This window comes from Salinirussus salinus, assembly GCF_009831455.1.
Taxonomy (GTDB): domain Archaea; phylum Halobacteriota; class Halobacteria; order Halobacteriales; family Haloarculaceae; genus Salinirussus; species Salinirussus salinus.
The window spans coordinates 116,923-137,890 of the sequence record NZ_WOWO01000004.1 but is presented as its reverse complement, the minus strand read 5'-3'; the positions used below and the strand labels follow the sequence as shown (position 1 = coordinate 137,890).

The 20,968-nt window shown below is 70.7% G+C and carries 23 protein-coding genes; 9 read left to right on the top strand and 14 right to left on the bottom strand.

Annotated features, from left to right (window positions below; all coding sequences use genetic code 11):
• Positions 1 to 48 precede the first annotated feature (48 nt).
• From GN153_RS14540 to GN153_RS14535, 3 genes are all read left to right on the top strand, one after another.
• On the top strand, positions 49 to 2,493 hold the full coding sequence (locus tag GN153_RS14540) for an ATP-dependent DNA helicase (protein ID WP_159904051.1): 2,445 nt from the start codon (positions 49 to 51) through the stop codon (positions 2,491 to 2,493).
• Between the two features lie 38 nt (positions 2,494 to 2,531).
• Positions 2,532 to 2,693: a DUF7563 family protein gene (locus tag GN153_RS17590; RefSeq protein WP_201287925.1), complete on the top strand. Its 162-nt coding sequence runs from the start codon at positions 2,532 to 2,534 to the stop codon at positions 2,691 to 2,693.
• A 63-nt stretch (positions 2,694 to 2,756) separates the two neighbouring features.
• Positions 2,757 to 3,779: an ArsA family ATPase gene (locus tag GN153_RS14535; protein WP_159904049.1), complete on the top strand. Its 1,023-nt coding sequence runs from the start codon at positions 2,757 to 2,759 to the stop codon at positions 3,777 to 3,779.
• Here GN153_RS14535 and GN153_RS14530 read toward each other — a convergent pair.
• The 11 genes from GN153_RS14530 to GN153_RS14480 all read right to left on the bottom strand — a co-directional run bounded on the left by GN153_RS14530 (position 3,776) and on the right by GN153_RS14480 (position 11,842).
• Positions 3,776 to 4,597 (bottom strand): SDR family oxidoreductase, encoded by an 822-nt coding sequence (locus tag GN153_RS14530; protein ID WP_159904046.1) that lies wholly within the window; start codon positions 4,595 to 4,597, stop codon positions 3,776 to 3,778. The genes GN153_RS14535 and GN153_RS14530 overlap by 4 nt on opposite strands.
• A 114-nt stretch (positions 4,598 to 4,711) precedes the next feature.
• Positions 4,712 to 5,461, bottom strand: coding sequence for an endonuclease V (locus GN153_RS14525; protein ID WP_159904044.1), 750 nt, complete (start codon positions 5,459 to 5,461; stop codon positions 4,712 to 4,714).
• Positions 5,461 to 6,483, bottom strand: a complete 1,023-nt coding sequence (locus tag GN153_RS14520; RefSeq protein WP_159904042.1) for a rhomboid family intramembrane serine protease — start codon at positions 6,481 to 6,483, stop codon at positions 5,461 to 5,463. Before GN153_RS14520 ends, GN153_RS14525 begins: the two co-directional genes overlap by 1 nt.
• 113 nt (positions 6,484 to 6,596) lie before the next feature.
• Entirely contained in the window at positions 6,597 to 6,851 is a 255-nt protein-coding gene (locus GN153_RS14515; RefSeq protein WP_159904040.1) for a DUF7314 family protein, read from the bottom strand.
• Positions 6,844 to 7,191 carry a DUF7315 family membrane protein gene (locus GN153_RS14510; protein WP_236544828.1) on the bottom strand — a complete coding sequence of 116 codons (348 nt, stop codon included), beginning with the start codon at positions 7,189 to 7,191 and terminating at the stop codon, positions 6,844 to 6,846. The genes GN153_RS14515 and GN153_RS14510 overlap by 8 nt, the downstream gene beginning before the upstream one ends.
• Positions 7,192 to 8,001, bottom strand: coding sequence for a cytochrome bc complex cytochrome b subunit (locus GN153_RS14505; RefSeq protein WP_159904038.1), 810 nt, complete (start codon positions 7,999 to 8,001; stop codon positions 7,192 to 7,194).
• A gap of 4 nt (positions 8,002 to 8,005) precedes the next feature.
• On the bottom strand, positions 8,006 to 8,809 hold the full coding sequence (locus tag GN153_RS14500; protein ID WP_159904036.1) for a cytochrome b: 804 nt from the start codon (positions 8,807 to 8,809) through the stop codon (positions 8,006 to 8,008).
• Between the two features lie 4 nt (positions 8,810 to 8,813).
• On the bottom strand, positions 8,814 to 9,677 hold the full coding sequence (locus tag GN153_RS14495; RefSeq protein ID WP_159904034.1) for a ubiquinol-cytochrome c reductase iron-sulfur subunit: 864 nt from the start codon (positions 9,675 to 9,677) through the stop codon (positions 8,814 to 8,816).
• 2 nt (positions 9,678 to 9,679) lie between these two features.
• Positions 9,680 to 10,078: a DUF7318 family protein gene (locus GN153_RS14490; RefSeq protein ID WP_159904032.1), complete on the bottom strand. Its 399-nt coding sequence runs from the start codon at positions 10,076 to 10,078 to the stop codon at positions 9,680 to 9,682.
• A gap of 1 nt (position 10,079) precedes the next feature.
• A complete protein-coding gene (locus tag GN153_RS14485) occupies positions 10,080 to 10,730 on the bottom strand; it encodes a halocyanin domain-containing protein (protein WP_159904030.1) in 651 nt (216 codons plus the stop codon).
• A 125-nt stretch (positions 10,731 to 10,855) separates the two neighbouring features.
• Positions 10,856 to 11,842: a DUF7319 domain-containing protein gene (locus GN153_RS14480; RefSeq protein ID WP_236544827.1), complete on the bottom strand. Its 987-nt coding sequence runs from the start codon at positions 11,840 to 11,842 to the stop codon at positions 10,856 to 10,858.
• Positions 11,843 to 11,921: 79 nt separating this feature from the next.
• On the opposite strand from GN153_RS14480, the gene GN153_RS14475 reads away from it, so the two are divergent.
• Both GN153_RS14475 and GN153_RS14470 read left to right on the top strand, forming a co-directional pair.
• Positions 11,922 to 13,265 (top strand): DEAD/DEAH box helicase family protein, encoded by a 1,344-nt coding sequence (locus GN153_RS14475; protein WP_159904028.1) that lies wholly within the window; start codon positions 11,922 to 11,924, stop codon positions 13,263 to 13,265.
• A gap of 80 nt (positions 13,266 to 13,345) precedes the next feature.
• Positions 13,346 to 13,762, top strand: coding sequence for a hypothetical protein (locus tag GN153_RS14470; protein ID WP_159904026.1), 417 nt, complete (start codon positions 13,346 to 13,348; stop codon positions 13,760 to 13,762).
• 38 nt (positions 13,763 to 13,800) lie between these two features.
• Here GN153_RS14470 and GN153_RS14465 read toward each other — a convergent pair whose 3' ends face one another.
• Both GN153_RS14465 and GN153_RS14460 read right to left on the bottom strand, forming a co-directional pair.
• Entirely contained in the window at positions 13,801 to 14,757 is a 957-nt protein-coding gene (locus tag GN153_RS14465) for a hypothetical protein (protein WP_159904024.1), read from the bottom strand.
• Positions 14,758 to 14,973: 216 nt separating this feature from the next.
• Positions 14,974 to 15,792, bottom strand: coding sequence for a helix-turn-helix transcriptional regulator (locus GN153_RS14460; protein WP_159904022.1), 819 nt, complete (start codon positions 15,790 to 15,792; stop codon positions 14,974 to 14,976).
• A 447-nt stretch (positions 15,793 to 16,239) separates the two neighbouring features.
• Here GN153_RS14460 and GN153_RS14455 point away from each other — a divergent pair, with 447 nt between their 5' ends.
• The 4 genes from GN153_RS14455 to GN153_RS14440 all read left to right on the top strand — a co-directional run bounded on the left by GN153_RS14455 (position 16,240) and on the right by GN153_RS14440 (position 20,541).
• The gene (locus tag GN153_RS14455) at positions 16,240 to 17,814 is read left to right on the top strand and encodes a DUF790 family protein (protein WP_159904020.1); all 1,575 of its coding nucleotides are present in this window, start codon (positions 16,240 to 16,242) and stop codon (positions 17,812 to 17,814) included.
• Positions 17,815 to 18,094: 280 nt separating this feature from the next.
• A complete protein-coding gene (gene hisG / locus GN153_RS14450) occupies positions 18,095 to 18,940 on the top strand; it encodes an ATP phosphoribosyltransferase (RefSeq protein ID WP_159904018.1) in 846 nt (281 codons plus the stop codon).
• Positions 18,941 to 20,005 (top strand): DNA-methyltransferase, encoded by a 1,065-nt coding sequence (locus GN153_RS14445; protein ID WP_159904016.1) that lies wholly within the window; start codon positions 18,941 to 18,943, stop codon positions 20,003 to 20,005.
• Entirely contained in the window at positions 20,005 to 20,541 is a 537-nt protein-coding gene (locus GN153_RS14440) for a metal-dependent hydrolase (protein WP_159904014.1), read from the top strand. Before GN153_RS14445 ends, GN153_RS14440 begins: the two co-directional genes overlap by 1 nt.
• Before the next feature lie 34 nt (positions 20,542 to 20,575).
• Here the strand turns inward: GN153_RS14440 and GN153_RS14435 are convergent, their stop codons facing one another.
• Positions 20,576 to 20,956, bottom strand: coding sequence for a DUF7473 family protein (locus tag GN153_RS14435; RefSeq protein WP_159904012.1), 381 nt, complete (start codon positions 20,954 to 20,956; stop codon positions 20,576 to 20,578).
• Between the last annotated feature and the right edge of the window lie 12 nt (positions 20,957 to 20,968).

Sequence of the window (20,968 nt, the reverse complement as noted above, 5' to 3'; positions counted from 1 at the left end):
GGGGCTCCGTTCTAAAGCTTCAAACCCGAGGGCGCCCCAGGGCACCTGATGGGAGACGGCGCCGACACCGACGGGGCCGACGCCGGGGGAGCCGGCAGCGACGGCGCCGGCAGCCCCGACTGGCGCGAGTACTTCGGTTTCCCCGAGCCCTACGAGAACCAGGCCGACGCGGTCGAGTCGGCCATGCAGGCCGGAAGAGCCCGCGGCTACCTCGCCATGGAAGGACCCTGCGGGACCGGCAAGACCATGGCCGCGCTGACCGCCGGCGCCGCGCTCGTCCGCGGGGGCGACTACGAGCGCGTGCTCGTGGTCACGCCGGTCAAACAGCAACGGCGCCAGTTCGTCGAGGACCTCCGGACCATGAACGCCGGCCTCGAGGAGCCCCTGCGGGGGGTCTCGCTGACCGGCAAGCGGGACCTCTGTCCCTACGGCCGCGAGGAAGTCTTCGGCGACACCTCCACCCACGACCGCTGCGAGGACCTCCGGGAGAACACCGCCGGCCTCGTCGAGAGCGAGGGGACGAGCGATGACCGGCCGGCCGCGGAGGCGGCCGTCCCTGGAGCCGCCGAAGACGTCTGGTGGGACCCACAGCGCGGCGCCGACTTGGCGGCGGCCGCGCGGCCGGACGCGGCCGGCCAGCGCACCCTCGCCGAGGAGTCGCTGTCGACGGCGGGCGCGACCAGCCCCTACCGCCACAGCCAGCCCGCCGCGCCCGCCGACATGAGCGACGGCGAGGACGACGGTCCGCTCTATTGCCCCTTCGAGGCCGACTGGTACGCCCGCAACCGCGGCTCGCCGGTCGGTTTTGCTGTCGGTGAGCACGGGGTGGTGACCCCCGAGGAGTACCTCCCGGCCGCGACCGAGCGAGGGACCTGCCCCCACCGCGTCATGAGCGTCCTGCTGGAGGCCGCCGAGGTTGTCGTCGGCAACTACAACCACCTCTTCGACCCCGACTCCCGGCCGCTGCTGGCGAGTATTCTCGACGAGGACACCTTCGTCGTCGTCGACGAGGCCCACCGCCTGGAGGAGCGGGTCCGGGACCTGCTCTCCGACCGGCTCGGGCGCGCGACGCTCGTCCGGGCGCGCAACGACTGCGCGAGCCTGCTCACCCGGGCCCGTGAGGGCGAGGACCGCCGCAGCCAGATTGCCGACCGGCTGGCAAGCCACGAGGTGAGCCTCGACGCCGTCGAGCGTGCGCGTGACTTCTACGACGACGTCATCGGCTGGCTGGACGACCGGGTCGCGGCGTATCTGGTCGAGGAACACGGCCCGGAGTGGCGCGCGGACCCCCGGACGCTGCCCGAGCGGGACCGGGAGGTACCGCTGCGGGACCCCGAAACCGTCGAGCGCGACGAGCTGACCGAGTGGGCCGAACGGGAGGGATACACCGGGGCGGACTGGCGGACGCTCCCGGCGGTCGGCGCGGCCGTCGAGGAGACCCTCTCGGAGCTGGGCGAGCGGTCGGCCGTCGCCGCGGGCGTCGGCGTCCTCCTGCGCCGGTGGTACGAGGCCGACCACGCCGCCAGCTTCCGCGAGCTCGAACTGGAGCACGCCCCGGCCGACGAGCGCGCGGTCGGCGAGCCCTGGCAGGCCGCCTACACGGCCGGCCTGGTGCGCTTCGAGTGCATGCCCGGCGAGTCCCTGCGGGACATTTTCGACGAACTCGGCGGGGGCGTCCTGATGAGCGCGACGCTCGCGCCGCTTTCCGTCTTCACGGAAGTCTCGGGGCTGGAGGCGTTGCGCAGGGAGGGGCGGCCGGTCATCGAGCGCAGCTACGGGCTGCCCTTCCCCGAGGAGAACCGCGCCTCCTGGCTGGTCGACGCCGAGCCCTTCACCGCGCACAACCGCGGCGACCCGGCCGAGCAGGCCGACCCCGACGGCTGGAACCGGACCCGCGACGAGTACGCCCACGCCCTCCGGACGCTGGCCCGGTCGCCGGGCAACGTCATGCTCGCGCTGCCCAACTACCGGGAGGCCCGGTGGGCCGGCGACTACCTCCGCGAGGCCGTTGACAAGCCCGTGCTGGTCGACGAGTCCTCCTCCAACGAGGCCACCGAGCGGCTGAAACGGGACTTCTTCGCCGGCGAGGGGAAGGTGCTGGTGACGAGCACCCGCGGCACGCTCACCGAGGGGGTCGACTACGACGGCGACAAGCTGGGGCTGTGTGCGGTGGTCGGCGTCCCCCTCGTGAACATCGGCTCGCCGCGGGTCCGGGCGGTCCGGCGGGCCTACGCCGACGCCTTCGGCGAGGACCGCGCCTTCGAATACGCGTTGACCGTCCCCGCCGTCCGGCGCGCGCGCCAGGCCATCGGCCGCGTCATCCGCGGCACGGAGGAGCGCGGGGTCCGGGCGCTGGTGGGCCGGCGGTACGTCCCCGGCGCCCGCCACAGCGTCTTCGAGTACCTCTCGCCGGCCGAACGGGCGGAGTTCGTCCGGATGACCCCCGACTTCCTCGCCGACAAGCTCCGGACCTTCTGGGCGAGTGACGGGTAACGCAAGGTGTTTACGTGCGCCGACGAGTCGTGCAAAGAATGCCCACCTGCCAGAACTGCGGCGGCTTCGTCACCGAGCGCTACGTCCGCGTGTTCGCACCCGAGGGATACGAGAAAGACGGCCCCCGGGTGTGCCCCAACTGCGAGGACAAGCTCCGGGACGGTGCCGAGGTCCGGGCAGCCCGTTCCTCTCGGTCGTAGGATTTCGGCCGGCTGTGGTCCCCGGCTCGTAAGGCACACAACTGCCCGCGGCGAAGGCCGGGTATGGACCTGGAAGTCGAGCCGGTCGAGGAGATCGACGCCGACGCCCCCGCGGGCGTCGACGCCCCCGAGTACGTCCTCTACGGCGGCAAGGGCGGCGTCGGCAAGACGACGATGGCCGCGGCGACGGCACTCGCAAGCGCCCGCGGCGGCACGCCGACACTGGTCGTCTCGACGGACCCCGCACACTCCCTCTCGGACACCCTGGAGGCCGACATCCCGGCCGAGCCAGCCCAGATCCGGGAGAGCCTCTACGCCGCGGAGATCGACCCGGAGGACGCCCTTGCGGAGGGCCCGTTCGCCGGGGGGGACGGCGATGGAGCCGGCGGGAATCCCCTTGCGGGCCTGCTCGGCGGCGACGCCGCCAACCCGCTCGGTGGGTCGATGCCCGGCTCCGACGAGGCCGCCGCCATCCGGCTGCTGATGGAATACCTCGACGACCCCCGGTTCGAGCGGGTGGTCGTCGACACCGCGCCGACCGGTCACACGCTGCGGCTGCTCGAACTCCCGGAGATGCTCGACTCGATGGTCGGCCGTCTGGTCACCCTGCGCGAGCGGATGGGGGGGATGTTCGAGGGGCTGCTCGGCGGTGAGGACGAGGAGGAGGGGATCGACGGGCTCCGGGACTTTGCCGACCGGATCGAGGAACTGCGAACGCTGCTGCGGGACCCCGCGAAGACGGACTTCCGGGTCGTGATGGTCCCCGAGGAGCTGAGCGTCCGCGAGTCCGAGCGCCTGCTCGACCGGCTCGCCGAGTTCGGCATCCCCGTGGGGACCGTCGTCGTCAACCGCGTCATGCAGGACCCCACAGAGGTCACGGAGTTCGACGCCGACGCCAGTTCGGCGCTGGTCGCGCCCAACCACACCGACTGCGAGTTCTGTGCCCGCCGGTGGGAGGTCCAGCAGCGCGCGCTCGCTGCCTCCCAGGACCTGTTCCGGGCCTACGACGTCCGCCGGGTGCCGCTTTTGGCCGAGGAGGTCCGCGGCGAGGCGCTGCTCGAGGTCGTGGCGGCCTGCCTGGACTAGGGCAGGCGGCTGACCAGCCCGTAGACGGCGTCCCGGAGTCGGTGGGGGAGAAAGCGCGCGAGCAGCATGACCTGGGCGGCCCGCCCGACCGGGTACCGCGGGTCGGGGTCGGAGACGCTGGCGGCGTCGTGGATAGTGGTGGCGACCTCCTCGGGGCCGACCGCGAACAGCGAGTCGGCGTCGACGGCCGCGCGGTCCTCGAAGAAGTCGTACACCCACTCGTACTCCGGCCGGAACTCAGTGTTCTCGAGGCTCTCCGTTGCTCGTTCCCGGAATCCGGTCTCGACGGGACCGGGCTCGACCAGCACCACCTCGACCCCCAGGCCCTCGACTTCCGCACGGAGCGCGTCGCTCATCGCCTCCAGCGCGAACTTCGAGCCCGCGTAGGCCCCGTAGCCGGGCGTCGACACCCGGCCGCTGATGCTGGAGACGTTCACGATGGTCCCCTCGCCCTGCTCGCGCATGGTCGGCAGGACCGCCCGGACCATCCGGTGGGGGCCGTAGACGTTGACGTCGAACTGCTCGTGCAAGCGGTCGGTCGGGATGTCCTCGAGGGGGCCGTACTGGGCGTAGCCGGCGTTGTTGACCAGACAGTCGACCCGGCCGGTCTCCTCGAGGATCCGGTCGCGGACCCGCTCGACATCGCGGGCGTCGGTCACGTCGAGCTCGGCCGTCTCACAGCCCGCCTCCGCCAGGTCGGCGACGTCGGCTGGGTCGCGGCTAGTCGCGTAGACGGTCCAGCCCTCCTCGGCGAATAGCTCTGCGGTCGCGCGTCCGATCCCCGACGAACAGCCGGTGACCAGGGCCGTCTCCTCCATACCCGCCCCGACGGCGGGGGGACAGTTAACTGTCGGCGGTCGCGCGCTGGTCGTGGGCCTGCTGTCGAAGGCGGTAATACCAGCAAGAAAGCCCCCCGTGTTGGCAGTCTTCGTTCACCGCAGGTCGTCGGCGGCGGCGTCGGCTAGCCGCGTCGGCTCCGGCAGCTTGTAGCCCGCGGTACACGCCAGAACGACCTCGGCGGCGGTCGCCGCGCTCACCCGGTGGCCGGGGCTGACGTAGACGGGGTTGACGTGACGGTTCGGCGAGTCGAACTGGCGGGTCTGGACGGCGTAGCCGATGACGGTCCCGTCGGGGGCGCTCACGTCGTCGTCGGCCTCGATGGCGACCCGCTCCCCTTCCTCGAGCCCGTCCACCGACCGCCGCGGTTGCCCACAGAGGAGGTTCTTCGCGACGCCGACCGTCGGCGTATCGAGTGTGACGCCGACGTGCGTGGCGAGGCCCGCTTCCCGGAAGTGGATCCGGCCGCTCCCGTCGACCAGCGTCACCGCGGGCTCGCCCGCCAGGGCTTGTAACGCGGCGAGCACCGCCTCGCCCTCCCGGAAGGAGAGCAGCCCGGGGATGTACGGGACCGCGGTCTCGCGGACGGCGCTCGCGCGCTCGATGACCCGCCCGCCGCGGACGAGTACGGCCGCGCTCACGGCTTCCTCGGCGCCGCCCTCACGCTCCCGAAACGTCTGGTCGACCCCGGCGACCGGCGGCCCGCTGTGGGTGCCGAGCCTCCCGGGGTCACCCTCCAGGTCGTCCGTGAAGACGGCTTCCGCCGCGAGTTCGCGCTGGAGCGCTTCCATCTCCCCGCGCGAGCGGTCGGCGTCCGGCAGAAACCGCGGGCGGGCGAGCTCCATCAGAAGGGGCCACGGCCCCGGCCGCCCGGGCCGCCGGGTCCACCCGGGCCGCCCGGGCCGCCCCCCGGACCGCCGGGGCCGCCGAACTGGAGCTGTCGGGGGACTCTGACGCGGTCACGGACGCGGTAGCCGTAGGCCAGCCCGATGACCAGCCCGAGGAGGTGGGCGACCTGTGCGACGCCGCCGGAGCCGACCCCGCCGCCCACGATGGCGAGGACGGTGATCGCGGTGTAGCCCGCCGTGAGCAGCCACAGCGGGACGGGAATGAGGAAGTACAGGTAGACACGGAGCCCGGGGTTGAAGACAGTCAGGACGGCCATGACGGCCAGTGCCGCGCCGCTGGCCCCGAGCACGCCCGCGCCGCCGGCGTTGATCGCCTCGAAGATCGAGCCGGGAATGTAGCCGATCTCGAGGATCTGGACGCCGATCTGTCCGAGACCGGCGACCACGCCGCTGGCGAGAAACAGGCCCGCGAAGGCCTTCGACCCGATGTAGTCCTCGACCAGCCGGCCGAAGAAGTAGATCACGATGCTGTTGATGGCGATGTGGGCGAACCCGCCGTGTGAGAAGATGGAGGTGACCCAGGTCCAGACGTACTCCGGGTGGGCCGGCGAGAGCGTGAAGATGGCGCTGTACAGCTGGTACGCCTCGGGGTTGGCGTTGATCGTCGCCGCCGAGAGCGGGTAGAGACCGGTGGCGACCTGAAAGACGAGCTGGACGGCGAAGGTGACCCACATCAGCCCCAGGAAGACGAAGGTCATGTTCCCGCGGACGTAGCCCAGCGGGCCGCCGACGCCGGTGTCGACCCGCCCGCCGAGCAGACCCTCGTCGTCTTCGGTACTCACGGAATCGTCGAAGCCCGAATCGAAGACGCCGTCGCCGCCCCCGGGCTCGCCCCACTCGGCCAGCCCGGGGCAGTCGTGGGCCTCGGGCAGCCGGTGTTCGGCACAGAAGGTCCCGCCGCAGTGCCGACACTGGTACGGCATGCTCTCGCGCTTGCCGCATTCGTCGCAGTTCGACATCGACGGCTGCTACGGACGGACACCGCAAAGGGGTTGTGCTTGCCCGCACGGCTCGCGGGAGACTGCCGACCCGAGTGGCGACCGGTGGCCCGGGCGGGCGGCCGGAGGCCGGCTCACTCGCTCAGTGCGGTCCGGGCTTCCTCGATGGCCGGGATGACGACCCAGAACGTCAGCGCCCCGAGGATGGCGAACCAGAACAGGGCGTCCTTCAGCGCGATGGCGATCTGGCCGTACAGTTCGGCCTGCTCGGGGTCGGGCGCGGACAGCTGCGTCTCGAAGTCCGGCGTGTTGTACCACCCGCCGAGGATCATCCAGCCGAGTCCGGCGGTCACGAAGATGCCGAAGCCTTTGGCGAACTCGTCAGCCATTATCTGAGTCTTCGTCAGAGTCGTCTTTAGCCTTTCCCATCTCCTCGGTCCGAAACCGCGTGGAGAAGGCGTAGATGGCGGCCCCGAAGACCAGCGACGCGAGCCCCAGCACCCCCAGTACGGGGTCGACCTCCGAGAGCTCGGCGGTCGCCCGGTTGGTCGCCGAGTCGAGCATGACAAAGCCCGCCAGGACGAACACGACTGCGAACAGCGTCGAGAAGACGGTGACGGTCTTGTACAGCCGGAGCGGGACGACGACGTCCTTTCCGTCGTCGGCGCGGCGCGGGCGGTCAACCGACGCGTCCGGCTCGTCGGGGTCGGCGTCGCCGGCGCCGGCCATCTACTTCGGCGGCCGGAGCCGGTAGTACCGCCGGTTCAGGTCGAACATGTACCCCTCCCGCATCGACTTCAGCACCGAGTAGGCGATGCAGGCGCCCAGCACCGGCAGCAGGAAGGCCAGGTCGAACTGCAGGGGCGGGTCCATCGGGATCAGGTTGTTCACCGAGTAGGCGGCGATGGTGAAGGCGAAGACGACGCCGCCGAACCCGACGGCAGCCCAGAAGGGCTGCTCGACCGGCCGGCGGGCCGCCCCCTTGTTCAGGAAGGGGACGATGGCGATGGCGCCGACGACGACCAGGTTCGCGAGCACGCCGAACGTGCGGTCGGCCATCAGCTTCTGCCCGCCCAGCAGGCTCAGGTCGGGGTTCAGCGGCCCGAGCTTCAGCAGGCCAAAGGACCAGTAGAGATACCAGTCCGGAAGGATGATCGAGGGCGTCGACCCGGAGTTGGCTGGCGGCTCGATGTGGGGCGGCAGCGTCGCCGCCAGCAGGATGATCATCCCCACGAAGAAGCTGGTGATCGCGAGGTTGCGGATCATCTCGTGGGGCCAGGCCGGGAAGCCCAGCACGTCCCGCTCGACGTAGCTCGACTCCTGGCGCAGGTCCTGGTCCTCCCGGCGGGCCCGCTCGAAGTACTCGTAGGTCAGCCGGGAGAGCCCCTGTGAGCGTTGCTTGCGCTCGCTCCAGGTCGGCGTCTCGTCGTCCGGCGGGACAATGCCCGGCCCCGCGCCGTCCGTGGCAGCTTCCTCGCCGCCGTCGGTGGCCACGTCCTCGGTCGGTTCCTCCGCGTCGGTAGTGGTTTCCTCGGTCATTGTCTTAGTGCGGTTCCGCGATGCCCTGCATCCAGACGATGCCGATGTGGACGGCGATCAGTGCCGTCACGACGAACGGCAGCAGGAACACGTGCAACAGGTACATCCGTTGCAGTGTGGCCTGGGTGAGCGTGAAGCCGCCGAACAGCAGCTGGGCGACCCACTCGCCGATGAGCGGGATCGACAGCGCCATTTCGACGCCGATCTGGCCGGCCCAGAACGCCAGCTGGTCCCACGGCAGCAGGTACCCCGTGTACCCGAAGACCATCGTCAGCGAGATCAGGACGATGCCGATGATCCAGTTGAGTTCGCGGGGTTCCTTGTAGGCGCCGGTGAAGTAGACCCGGAGCATGTGCAGGAAGACGGCGGCGACCATCACCTGGGCGGACCACCGGTGCAGCGAGCGGAGGAAAAAGCCCATGTTCAGGTCCGTCATGATCAGCGAGATCTGCTGGTAGGCAACCGTCGGCGTCCCGTCGGCCGCCGCTGCGGCGGGGGCGTAATAGAAGCCCAGAAGCGCCCCGGAGATGGCCGCCACGATGTACGCGATCGTCGAGAAAGACCCGAGCGCGTACAGCGGATACCAGTACCAGAACTTGTTGTCCAGATTGTACTGCTCGGTGTGGCTTTTCGGCATCTGCATGTTGACCTTGTAGTAGAGGTCTTCCAGCAGCTCGAGGTAGTCGACGATGCGCAGCCGCTTGTCGAACCACACCAGGACCGACAGGTAGATCGACTCCACCGGCGTCAGGTCCCGCTTTTCCATCCAGGCTTTGTGGTCGTGGTCGTCTTTGCGTTCTAGACTCATCGTATCACTCCAGGGGACGCGGCAGGGCGACGAACTGTGCTCTCACGGGGCTGAACGGGTTGTACAGCGACTGGTGGCACTGGCAGTACACCCGGTCTCCCCCGCCGTACTGTTCGCTCCCGGGGTCGTTCTTGAACCCCGGCGTACAGCAGAAGTGGGTGCACTTGTTGAGCCAGGCCAGGAAGCCGTCCTGGGTCGCGGCGCTGATGAAGGACCGGACGTCCCCCGGCAGGCTCGCGTACCGCCCCTCGCCGTTCGCCATCTTCTCGACCTCGACGCTCCGGATGACCTGCACGGGCATGCCACGACCCTCCTCGGGCTGGCGCCAGGTTGCCGAGGCGGGTTTGCCTATCCCCTCCCGGCCGATCCCGTTGCCCCACTCCTCGTAGTCGTCGAACATGTCGACGGTGAGGGGCTCGCCGCGCTCGACGCTTTCCATCCAGTCGTAGCCACCGCCCGCGAGGAAGGTGTTGTTCGCCTCGGTGCTGGGCTGTGCGCTCGAGTACTGCTGGACGCCACAGTACTGGAACCACGCCGAGGAGTAGGTGACACCGCCGACGTCCTGTTCGGCGATCTGGATGGTCCGACCCCCCTCCTGGATCTCGCGCACCTCCGGCCACAGCCCGCTGAGCTCGCCGCCGTCGATCTCGATGGGGATGACCGGCATCCCGCGGGGCGCGGGGCCGGCGGTGTTCTCGATGGCGATGAACTGCGTCGTACCGCCTCCGGCCCCGCCGGAGGAGGTCGCTGAGTTGACAGTCGCCGCGGTCCCGGCGGCGACGCCCGACAGCGCCGCGCTGCCGACGACGCCCTTCACGAAGCGGCGCCGGCCTGACTGCGTCGGATACTTGTCTTCGTTTTCTGGCATGGTTAGCGTTTGTAGTAGGGGTAGACCGCGCGTTTGATGCTGTCACCGAGGCCGTCCGTGATCGACTCGCCGTCGACGTCCTCCTCGCGGATATACAGGTCCTCCCACTTCCGGCGACGCTTCTTGACGATCATCACGTCCGGGAGGAACTCCTTTCGGTACAGCAGCATGATGAAGGCGAGGTTGATGAAGATAGCCGCGAGCACCGTCCCGAGGAACATGTTCCCGACCGCGCCAGTCAGGTCCGGCAGCCCCCAGCCGTTGACGAGGCCGAAGGTGAACAGGCCGACCAACACGATCTCGACGACGGTCAGCAAGACGATCGCGACCGCCGCGGCCGTGCTCTCGCGGGGCGGTTCGTACCGGTGGATGTCGCCGTAGGTGCTTCCTTCGGATGGCATCTCAGTTCCCTCCCTTGGTGTGTGAGGACTCGCCGTACTTCAGCAGGTAGAAGGTGAAGACCAGCGAGGAGAGGATGGCGAGGATCGTCGCTAGCCCGACGAAGTGGGCCTGGAACGGCACGCCCATGTGCTCGGGGTTCAGCGGCGTCACACCGCCACCGTCGCCGCCGCCGGCGGTTGGGTAGTCCGACCCGACGACCACTGACCCTTTCATCCCCAGCCCCCGGTGTGGCGTACAGTAGTAGTTGTAAATGCCGTCTTCCTCGAAGGTATACTCGTAGTTGACGCCGGCGGCGGTGTAGAGGTCACTCTCGAACTCGCCGTCCTGGTGGACGACGTTGTGTTCCTGATTGCCGGTCCACTCGAACTGGATGGTGGTCCCGGCGTCGACGTGAACGGCAGCGGGAGTGTACCCGTAGGGACCACCGTTGGCCTCCGTCCCGACTTGGACGGTGACCTGGTCGTTCCCGCGCATGTCCTCGACGCCGTTGAAATTCCCGACGTCGTCCAGCCACCCGCCGAAATCCGGCTCCCCGCCACCGCCGCCACCGCCCGTCGTCTCCTGGGCGGCTGCCGGGGCGGCGGCACCGGCGGCAGCGGCGGAACCGCCGGCACCGGCGGCGGCCGTCCGGAGGAAATCCCGTCGGTTCATGTACAGACGTGGGTCAGGACTGTGATTGTATAAACCCACCGAATACCCGGAACGGGTGGCGCTTTCCGGCCGCTACGGACGGGTCTGTCGAGCCGTGCGTCCACCCCCAGTATTGGGGGTTCCCGTCAGCCCGCCGGACGCTCGTCGCCGCTCCCCTCGCCGGCCGGTTCCTCCCCGGCGTCGTCGGCTCCGCCCTCCCGGACCAGTTCCTCGGGGAGCTCCCCTTCGACGCCGGAGAGCTCGTCGAGAAAGTCCGGCCGCTCGCCGTCTTCCAGCCCGACCGCACGCAGCCGGTTGCGGAACTCCTCGGCGCGGTACTTGTCGGAGAGGCGGGCGTTGGCGACCACGGCGAAGAGGGCGACCCCGATCACCAGAAACCCCAGGGCGGCGACGAACAGAAGCGCCGGGTTGCTGAACTGCGAGGTCGTCCCCGGCTGTGAGATGATACCGAAGCCGTAGAGCAGCGAGGCGACGAACAGCGCCAGCCCGGCGAGCACCTGTGCGCCCGCGACGACCTGGAGGACGGTGTTGCCGAGCGCGTCGCTGGACTCGGGGACCTCCTGGGGTGCCGGCAGCACGGCCTCCTCGGGGGCGTCGGGCACCTCGTAGGAGTCCATCGAGCACAGCGCCACGACCGGCTTCACGTCCCGGAGCACCGTCCCCCGACCCTCGACGCTCCCGTCGGGGTAGACCGCGGCGTAGCCGTTGTCGGAGTAGGCGATCAGCAGGTCGTCGAACCGCTCGACGCGGGCGAAGATGTCCCGGCTCGCCACCCGGTTTTTGACGTCGGCCTCGACCCGGTCCAGCAGCTCCTCGCCGGTGATCCAGGTATCGGGGTCGAAGGCCGCCTCCCACTCCTGCTGGCTCATCTCCGCCATGTCCCGGGGTCCGAAGTTCTCGAAGTCGTACTTCTCCTCGACCTCCCGGCGGAGCGCGTCGAGTTCGGCGTCCTCCTGCTCGCTCCCGCCGTCGGGGCCGTTGCCGGAGGCCACGCTGTCGTCGGCCCCGACCCGACCGTCCTCGGCGGCCGCCGCTCGTGGGTCGGCCGGCTCGTCGGGCGGTCCGTCGCCGACCCCCTCGCCCTCGCCGTCGGCCTCGGAGGAGTCACTCATTACCCTCGCTTGGGGCGCGGATGCCGTTAGCGTGACGGTCGCCGGACAGGCTTTTCCCCCCGTCGCTCCCACCTCCACTGTGGCCGACGTCACGCTTCGCTTCGAGGAGGGAACAGTCCGGGTCGACGGACCGGAGGAGGTCCTCGCGGACCTGCCGGGTGTCGAACTGGACCCGCGCTCGGGGTCCGGCCGCGCGCCCGCCTACCGGTACGCCGAACTCCGGGGTGTCCTCGCGGACCGCGGCGTGAGCGTCGACGACGGCGTTCTGGACTCGCCCGGCCTCGACCTCGCGTCGGCCTACGAACTCCGGCCCTACCAGCGGGACGCCCTCGAGGCGTGGACCGACGCCGACCGGCGCGGGGTGGTCGAACTCCCGACCGGCAGCGGCAAGACCGTCATCGGCCTCGCGGCAGTCGCGGCCGTCGGCGCGCCCGCGCTCGTGGTCGTCCCCACGATCGACCTGCTGGAGCAGTGGCACGAGGAACTCGCCCGGGAGTTCGACGCCGACATCGGCCGGCTCGGCGGGGGCAAGCAGCGCGTGGGGGAGGTGACCGTCGCCACCTACGACTCCGCGTACCTCCGCGCGGACGAACTGGGCGACCGGTTCGGGCTCGTCGTCTTCGACGAAGTCCACCACCTCGGCGGCGAGGGCTACCGCGACATCGCCCGCCTGCTGGCCGCGCCAGCCCGACTGGGACTGACCGCCACCTTCGAACGCCCCGACGGCGCCCACGAGGCCGTGGCGGAGCTTCTGGGGCCGGTCGTCTACCGGCTGTCGCCGGAGGACCTGGCCGGCGAGCACCTCGCTCCCTACGACATCAAGCGTCTGGAGGTCGAGCTCACCCCCGGGGAACGGGAACGCTACGAGCGGTACCAGGGGACGTTCACCGACTACCTGGCGTCGTCGAACATTCAGCTCCGGAGCGGCAGCGACTACCAGGAACTCGTGAAGCGGTCGGGGACGGACCCGCGGGCCCGGGAGGCACTGCTGGCCAAACAGCGGGCCCGCGAGGTGGTCATGACCGCCCGGCGCAAGGTCGACCGCCTCGCCGACCTCCTGGACCGTCACCGCGGGGACCGGGTCATCGTCTTCACCGCCTCGACCGACCTCGTCTACCGGGTCTCCGAACGCTTTCTGATCCCCGCGATCACCCACGAGACGGGCACCGACGAGCGCCGCGAGATACTCGAGCGGTTCCGGTCGGGCACCTACTCCCGGGTCGTCACCGCGAACGTCCTCGACGAGGGGGTGGACGTCCCGGACGCGAACGTGGGGGTCCTGCTCGCCGGCTCCGGCAGCGAGCGGGAGTTCACCCAGCGGCTCGGCCGGCTGCTCCGGCCCGGCGACGGCGAGCGGGCGCTGCTGTACGAACTCGTGACGGTGGAGACGGCCGAGCAGCGGGTGGCCGACCGTCGACGGTAGCCGGACGGGCGGCGTCGGGGGCGGATGCCCCGTGCCGCCCCGGGAACAACTACATACGCCCGAGTCCCCTACCCGAAGGCGTGACACAGGGGTATGAACCGTCCGAGGTCCCGCTGTACGAGGGTCGCGAGGCGGTCGAGGAGGGCTACGCCGCCGCCCAGCGCGAGCGCGTCCCCTTCTTCGCCGTCGAGGCCTACGAGGAGGGGTACGCGGTCACCTACGACCTGCTGCCCGCCGGCCGCCAGCTCGCGCCGACCGCCCACCAGGAGGTCGCCGAGCGGCTCACCCGCGAGGTGGAGGACGTCGTCGGCGACGAGTCGCTGCCGACGGCGGAGGTGAGCCGGTCGGTCAGCGCCTCGCTCGGCAACGTCTCCTTTTTCGGCCGCAAGGAGACCGCCCGCCGGGTGGCTGCGGCCATCTCGCGGGTGGTGCTTGACGAGGCCAACTGGGTCGAGGCCGACCCGCCCGAGCGCGCCCCCTCCAACCGCCGCAACTGACGGCCCGGCCCCGCCAGGCGAGAATCCGACCGCGTCCGTCAGATCCGGCCGCGGTTGTCGAGGTAGAGTTGCCGCATCTCGTCCATGCCGGCGACGTAGGCGCCCAGGTCGACGCTCTCGGTGTCGTGGGAGCGCTCGCGGAGCCGGTCGTACAGGCGGTCCCACTCCTCGAGGAAGTGCCGTTCGACCCCCGCCTCGCGGATGCGGTCGACGAGGACGTCACCGGAGACCGCCGGGTCCTCGAGTTCCGCCAGGTCGACGACGCCCTCCTGGAGGGCGTGCACGACGACCCCGGAGGTCGGGTCGCCTTCGCCGACCTCGCGCTCCCAGGTGGCGACCCAGTTCGCGATGCGGGCCAGCCGCTGTGCCGTCCAGACCACCTCCCTGAGCGGCCGGAGGTCGGCAGTCGAAAAGCCCGGGGAGAACATGATATCGAGGTCGGCGTAGCTGAACTGGGCCATGTTGTGCTCGCTGTAGGTCGCGGTCCCGGTCTCGGTCGCCGCGGCCGGGCACTCGTTGACGAGCATCCCGTAGTGCATCGCGTTGAGCACCTGTTCGAGGTCGAACTGGAACGTCGACTCGAACTCGTCGGCCCGGGGGGCCGCCCCGAGGGTCTCCTCGACGGCCTCCCACACCAGCCGGGCCAGTGCCAGGTAGTCGGTGTCGACGCCGGCAGTGTCGTCGACACGTGCACGCGGGAGCGCGAGTTTGCGGGCTTCGAGGAACGTGGCCCGGTCACCGTGGAGGTCGGCGAGGTCGTCGAGTAGCGTGTAGTAAACCGTCAACAGGAGTTTTCCCTCACGGACGGTCCCGCTGTGGCGGTCGGGGACCGACGAGAGCCGGTACCGGGGGAACACCTCGTAGAGCCACTTCCAGAGGTACCGGGGCCGGTCGCCGACCCGCCGGTCGTAGACCCCGACCACCTCGCGAGCGGTCTCGGGGAGCCGCAGGTCTGCGACCTCCTCCGGCGACGGCAGCGAGATTCTGTCGTCCACGACAGGACACCGTACCTCTCCCAGTTTCGCGATGAACCTTATTTATCTGTCGACGGTCGGCGCGGGACGAAACGAAGATGAGCCGACGACGGCACGGACTTCGACCCGACGGCGAAGCGCGACGGGCCACGGCACAGCGACGAACCAATGTGGCCGAGCCAGCAGCCCGCGGCAGGACGTCCACTCCGGTGGCCGGTCCACGGACGGGAGCCGGGGTCAGAACTCGAGTGACGACGAAGCGACCGCCTCAGCGTCGGCCGCGACGTCCTCGTAGAGCCCGCGGGCCCAGGAGACGGCGGCCTCGTCGCGGGTAGTGACCGAGCCGACGATCCCGCCCTCCTCGTGGACGGTGATACCGGTGGCGTCGCTCTCGCCGCCGAGCAGGAGATACAGCAGAAAGGGCAGGTCGCGGTCGGTCCGGTGAAGGGTGAAGGAGGGGGCATCGACCAGGTCTTCGACGGCGTCGGTCACCTCGGCCAGCGCGACCAGCGACTCGCTGGCCTCCGCCCCGAGGATGAGGTCGACGTCGAGTCCGCGTCCGACGACCTCCTCGGCGACCGGCCGGACGTAGCTGGACTTGACGACCGGCGAGAACACCCGCAGCCGCTCGGCGGACTCCAGGGCGTCGAGGGCCTCGGTGATGGCGCTCTCCGGAGCGTGGGGCTGGGCGAGACGGACGGTTCCGGTCTCGACCATCGAGCGGGGGAAGGGCGCACCTGCCGGGAGCGCGTCGAGGACGGGAGCCGCCTCCCCGAGTGCGTCGGTCAGCTCAACGTACTCCTCGTGGATGTCGAGCGCCATCCGTCCCTGGGGCGTCATACGGTACTCGCTGTCGACACGCCGGACCAGCCCGGCTCCGACCAGGTCGTCGACCGCACGGTCGACCGTCGACCGCGAGACGCCGAGTCGCTCGACCAGGGCCGGCTTGCCGGCTACCTCGTCGCGGAGGCTCTCCAGGACGTCTGCGCGCTTTCGGACGGTCTCCCGGAGTGTCGACCCCGCGAGTTCGTCGTGTCCCATGTCAGTTCTCGACATACACCACGGCCAGGTGACGGTTATATCTCACCCTTCGATGGATCTCCCGTCCCTTGCGTATCAGACCAGGACACGTTCCACGACGCTGCCGGCGGTCAAGCGGGTAGAACGTGAGATAATGACGGTGTAGTCACTAGCCGTGGGTGCGGACAGCGTGGGTGCCGGCACGCACGGTGTGCGGTTCACCCGCCGGATCCGACGGGAGCGCCGGCGCGGTTCGGCCGCGTCGACCGACCCCCCGACCCCCAGTCACGTCACGTGGCACCCCGGCCGCCACCCACCCGGCACCCCTCGCCACGGGGGCTGACTGTCCGCCGCGAACTCCCACCACCCCACCTGTCCCCCCGTTTCCCCCCTTCCACCCCCATTTCCGTTCCCGCCACCCCGGGAGCCGCCGGCAACGAGCGCCGCGCCGTCCTTTTGTCGCTGGCCCGCCGAGGGGCGGCCGTGCTCACGAAGGAGCTCCTGCGCGTCTCGCGGGCCGGCGGCGGCTACCACCCGCAGTTTGCCGGCGAGGACGAGACGACACTCGCGGCCCGCGTCCTCGGCTGCTACCAGGGCCACGTCGGCGAGCAGCGCAGGACACTGAAGGGGGCGCTCCGGGACATCGAGCGCGACAGCGACGACTTCAAGCTCGTCCGGGGGTTCGCGAAGCTGCTGGAGCGGGAGGCGGCCTTCGAGACCCGCGCCCCGGTCGACCCGCGCCGGGCCCGCCGGGCGACCTTCGAGGCCGGCGAGCGGGCCGGCGTCGTCACCGACGCCGAGCGGGAGGCGGCGCTCGCGGACGCCGCCGAGGGCCTCGACGCGACACCCGAGGAGTTCGAAGAGTCGCTGTACGCCGACCTCGAGGACCGGCAGGTGCTCGCGGACCTCGGCCGGGCCTGGGAGCCGGCGGTGCTGGTCGACCAGTACAACCTCTCGCTGGCCCAGACCGCGCTGTTCGACGCGACCGAGGTCCGGGTGCGCTCGAGTGACCCCCGGCGGGTGGTCTCGGCGGTCAAGCGGCTCCGGCTGATGTACGAGGTCCGCCGGCTCCCCGAGGGCGAGCGCCGGCGGGTCGCCGATACCGACCGCGAGGTGGTGGTGACCGGGCCGGACGCCCTCTTCCGGTCGACCCGCCGGTACGGCACCCGCTTCGCCCGCCTGCTGCGCTCCGTCGCCGCGACCCGCGAGTGGGAGCTCCGGGCGACCGTCGACGACCGCGGCACCGAGCGGGAACTCGTCCTCACGGACGCGGACGTGTCGGTGCCCGAGTCCGACCCCGTCACCGAGGTGAGCTACGACAGCGGCGTCGAGGCCGACTTCGCCGCCCGCTTTTCCTCGCTGGAGTTGGACTGGGCGCTGGTCCGCGAGCCCGACGCGGTCGCGGCCGGCGAACACGTCGTCATCCCCGACTTCGCCTTCGACTACCGACACGGCGACTTCCGGGTCTACTTCGAGGTCATGGGCTTCTGGACCCCCGAGTACGTCGCGAAGAAGCTCGCCCGGCTCGAGGCCATCGAGGACGTGGAGATACTCGTGGCCGTCGACGAGAGCCTGGGGGTCGGCGAGGAAATCGAGGCTCGCGACCACCGCGCCATCCCCTACTCGGGCTCCGTGCGCGTGAAGCACGTCCGGGACGCCCTCCGGGATTACGAGGACGAACTGGCCGCCGAAGCTGCTGCGGGCCTCCCCGACGAACTGCGCCCGGACGCCGATGTCGTGACCATCGCCGACCTCGCCACCGAGTACGGCGTCAGCGAGCGGGTCGTCGAGGACAAATCCTTCCCGGACCACGAGCGCGTCGGCCGGACGCTGGTCCGGCCCGCCGTCCTCGGAGAGCTCGCCGACCGGGTCGAGGCGGGGATGACCCTCTCGGAGGCGGAGGCGGTGCTGGCCGAGTGCGGCGTCGACGACGCGAGCGCGGCCCTCTCGCGGCTGGGCTACCGGGTCGTCTGGGACGGTCTCAGCGGCGGGACCGTCCGCCGGCGCGAGGGCGAGGGCGGGACTGAAAGGGGCGGGCGTCTGGACGATGGCGGCTGACGCAAGTAGCGAGGGACCGTCGGTCCCTTGGACCATGCGAGCGGGCCGAAGGCCCGCGAGCAGAGACCGCAGGCGAACGGAGTGAGCCGAGGACCGCAGCGAGGTCTCCGCGAGCGCAGCGAGCGGAGGCTCGGCAGACGAACAGAGTGAGTCTGCCGGTGCTCCCGAGTCCAGACGCCCGGGGCTTTCTTGCTGGTCCCAGTATCCCCGACAGCACGACTGCGTACTAGACCGAGCCCGGAGGGGAAAGACACTACTCGCGGGACCTGCCAGGGAGGGTATGCGCATCGCCGTCCCCAACAAGGGCCGCCTGCACGACCCGGCGGTCGACCTGCTGGAGCGGGCGGGCCTGCACCTGGTCGACGGGGCCGACCGCAAGCTCTACGCCGACACCGTCGACCCCGACGTGACGGTCCTCTTCGCCCGCGCGTCCGACATCCCCGAGTACGTCGCCGACGGCGCCGCCGACGTCGGGCTCACGGGGCTGGACCAGGTCCGGGAGTCCGGCGTCGACCTCGTGGACCTGCTGGACCTGGAGTTCGGGGCCTGCCGGCTGGTTCTCGCGACGCCGGAAGACGGCCCGGTCTCCGAGCCGGGCGACCTCGCTGGCGGGACCGTCGCCACCGAGTTCCCCAGCATTACCCGCGCCTACTTCGACGACCTCGGGGTCGACGTGGACATCGTCGAGGTGTCGGGCGCGACCGAACTCACCCCGCACGTCGACATCGCCGACGCCATCGTCGACATCACCTCCACGGGCACGACGCTGCGGATGAACCGCCTGGCCGTCGTCGACGAGGTGCTCGAGTCCTCGGTCCGCCTCTTTGCCCGCCCGGAGACAGCCGGGGACCCCAAGGTCGAGCAGGTGACCACCGCGCTCGGCTCGGTACTCGCCGCGGAGGACCGCCGCTATCTGATGATGAACGTCGACGGGAGCGACCTCGAGGCGGTGAAGGAAGTGCTGCCGGGGATGGGCGGCCCGACGGTGATGGACATCGCGGGCAGCGACGCGGTCGCCGTCCACGCCGTCGTCGAGGAAGAGCGGGTCTTCGAGACCATCGCGGACCTCAAGGAAGCGGGGGCGAGCGACGTGCTCGTCACCGAGATCGAGCGGCTGGTCGAGTAGATGAAGACGACCCACGAGGTCCACGCCGCCGACGCCCGCGACCTCGACCTCCCTGACGGGAGCGTCGACCTCGTCGTCACCTCGCCGCCGTACCCGATGGTCGAGCTGTGGGACGACCTCTTCGCCGACCTCTCGGCCGACGCAGCCGACGCGCTGGCCGCCGGCGACGGCGAGGCGGCCTTCGAGGCGATGCACGCCGTCCTCGACGACGTCTGGGCGGAACTGGCCCGCGTCCTCCGGCCGGGCGGGGTCGCCTGCGTCAACGTCGGCGACGCCACCCGGACGCTCGAACGCTTCCGGGTCTACCCGAATCACAGCCGGGTCCTCGATACCTTCGTGGGTCTGGGCTTCGACCCCCTGCCCGAAATCCTCTGGCGCAAGCCCGCCAACAGCACCGCGAAGTTCATGGGCTCGGGGATGGTCCCGCCCAACGCCTACGTCACCCTGGAGCACGAGCACGTCCTCGTCCTCCGGAAGGGCGCCCGGCGCTCCTTCCCGCCCGGCGACGACCGCCGCTACGAGTCCGCCTACTTCTGGGAGGAGCGCAACCGCTGGTTCTCGGACGTCTGGACGGACGTGCGCGGACGGCTTCAGGACTTGTCCGGCGACGGCCGCCGGGACCGCGCTGCCGCCTTCCCCTTCGCGGTCCCCTACCGCCTGATAAATATGTTCTCGGTGTACGGCGACCGGGTGCTCGACCCCTTCTGGGGGACCGGAACGACGACGCTGGCGGCGATGGTCGCCGGCCGCGACTCGGTGGGGTACGAACTCGACGGCGCCTTCCTCGACGCGTTCACCGGCCGGGCCGGCGAGGTGCCCGACCTCTCGGAGCGGGTGGTCGACCGCCGGCTCGCGGCCCACCGGGAGTTCGTCGCCGACCGCCGCGACGCCGGCGAGACGCTCGACTACGAGGCCGAGCACTACGACTTTCCCGTCCGGACGAAACAGGAACGGCGGATCCGGCTACGCACTGCCGAGGCCGTCGAGCCGGTCGACGGGGCAGCCGATGGCGCCGGGGGCTCCGGGGAGTCCGACGGCGACCTCGCCTACCGGGTGAGCTACTGATGTACCGGGACGGCCACTACGGCGCGGCGCTTCTGGTCTACGCCCCCGTCTGTTTCCTGGTCGCCGTGCTGGGGTATCCGACCCTCGCCCTGCTGGCCGGCGGGGTCGTACTCGCGCTGGCGATGGTGCCCGACTGGGACACCCGGATCCCCGGACTCAAGCACCGCGGTCCCACCCACACCGTCGGCTTCGCGCTGCTGGTCGGCGTCGTCGTCGGCGGTGCCGGGGTGACCTTCGCGACCGCCGGTGACCCGGCCGCGGTCTCGACGGACCTTGCCTCTCTGGCCGAGGACCCCGCGACGGCGCTGGGGGTCGGCGTGCTCGGCTTCCTCGTCGGCTTCCTGACCACCTGCTCGCACATCGCCGCCGACGCGCTCACGCCGATGGGCGTCACCCCCTTCTGGCCGCTCTCGGACCGGCACGTCTCCGTCGGCGTCACGCGGGCGAGCAACCGGGCCGCGAACGTCGCCCTCTTGGGGGTCGGGACGGCCGCCGCGGCGGGTGCGTACGGGCTGGCGGTCCAGCTGGCCGGCTGACACTCCGACATCTCCGGCGGCCGTGCCACGGCACTCACACGAACCCGAAGAGGTTGTTCAGCGCCACGCCCAGGACGGCGGCGAAGGCGAAGTGAAGCAACACGAGCGGCGCCGTCGACCGCCACTTCAGCCGGTAGACGAAGCTGATCGAGACCGCGTCGGCGACCAGCGTCACCAGGATGGCGAGCCCGGCTGCCGTCGACGCCGTCAGCGGGCCGATGCCGGTCTGGCCGTACTGGCCGAGCAGGATGCTGGTAGCCGCCGGGATGAGCGCGGCGTAGGCGGCCCGCTGGCTCGGCACTTCGCCGATGTAGAAGGTGGCCGCGAGATGCAGCGTGAGAGCGTAGAACACCCACGCGACCAGGAAGGTCACGAGCAGCGGCACGAGCCCGCTCGGGACCAGCTGGAGCAGCATACGCTGGCTTCG

Bases quoted from the DNA above. Each gene is read 5' to 3' on its own strand.
- GN153_RS14540 (WP_159904051.1), top strand. From the start codon at position 49: ATGGGAGACGGCGCCGACACCGACGGGGCCGACGCCGGGGGAGCCGGC.
- GN153_RS17590 (WP_201287925.1), top strand. From the start codon at position 2,532: ATGCCCACCTGCCAGAACTGCGGCGGCTTCGTCACCGAGCGCTACGTC.
- GN153_RS14535 (WP_159904049.1), top strand. From the start codon at position 2,757: ATGGACCTGGAAGTCGAGCCGGTCGAGGAGATCGACGCCGACGCCCCC.
- GN153_RS14530 (WP_159904046.1), bottom strand. From the start codon at position 4,597: ATGGAGGAGACGGCCCTGGTCACCGGCTGTTCGTCGGGGATCGGACGC.
- GN153_RS14525 (WP_159904044.1), bottom strand. From the start codon at position 5,461: ATGGAGCTCGCCCGCCCGCGGTTTCTGCCGGACGCCGACCGCTCGCGC.
- GN153_RS14520 (WP_159904042.1), bottom strand. From the start codon at position 6,483: ATGTCGAACTGCGACGAATGCGGCAAGCGCGAGAGCATGCCGTACCAG.
- GN153_RS14515 (WP_159904040.1), bottom strand. From the start codon at position 6,851: ATGGCTGACGAGTTCGCCAAAGGCTTCGGCATCTTCGTGACCGCCGGA.
- GN153_RS14510 (WP_236544828.1), bottom strand. From the start codon at position 7,191: ATGGCCGGCGCCGGCGACGCCGACCCCGACGAGCCGGACGCGTCGGTT.
- GN153_RS14505 (WP_159904038.1), bottom strand. From the start codon at position 8,001: ATGACCGAGGAAACCACTACCGACGCGGAGGAACCGACCGAGGACGTG.
- GN153_RS14500 (WP_159904036.1), bottom strand. From the start codon at position 8,809: ATGAGTCTAGAACGCAAAGACGACCACGACCACAAAGCCTGGATGGAA.
- GN153_RS14495 (WP_159904034.1), bottom strand. From the start codon at position 9,677: ATGCCAGAAAACGAAGACAAGTATCCGACGCAGTCAGGCCGGCGCCGC.
- GN153_RS14490 (WP_159904032.1), bottom strand. From the start codon at position 10,078: ATGCCATCCGAAGGAAGCACCTACGGCGACATCCACCGGTACGAACCG.
- GN153_RS14485 (WP_159904030.1), bottom strand. From the start codon at position 10,730: ATGAACCGACGGGATTTCCTCCGGACGGCCGCCGCCGGTGCCGGCGGT.
- GN153_RS14480 (WP_236544827.1), bottom strand. From the start codon at position 11,842: ATGAGTGACTCCTCCGAGGCCGACGGCGAGGGCGAGGGGGTCGGCGAC.
- GN153_RS14460 (WP_159904022.1), bottom strand. From the start codon at position 15,792: ATGTCGAGAACTGACATGGGACACGACGAACTCGCGGGGTCGACACTC.
- hisG (WP_159904018.1), top strand. From the start codon at position 18,095: ATGCGCATCGCCGTCCCCAACAAGGGCCGCCTGCACGACCCGGCGGTC.
- GN153_RS14445 (WP_159904016.1), top strand. From the start codon at position 18,941: ATGAAGACGACCCACGAGGTCCACGCCGCCGACGCCCGCGACCTCGAC.
- GN153_RS14440 (WP_159904014.1), top strand. From the start codon at position 20,005: ATGTACCGGGACGGCCACTACGGCGCGGCGCTTCTGGTCTACGCCCCC.
- GN153_RS14435 (WP_159904012.1), bottom strand. From the start codon at position 20,956: ATGCTGCTCCAGCTGGTCCCGAGCGGGCTCGTGCCGCTGCTCGTGACC.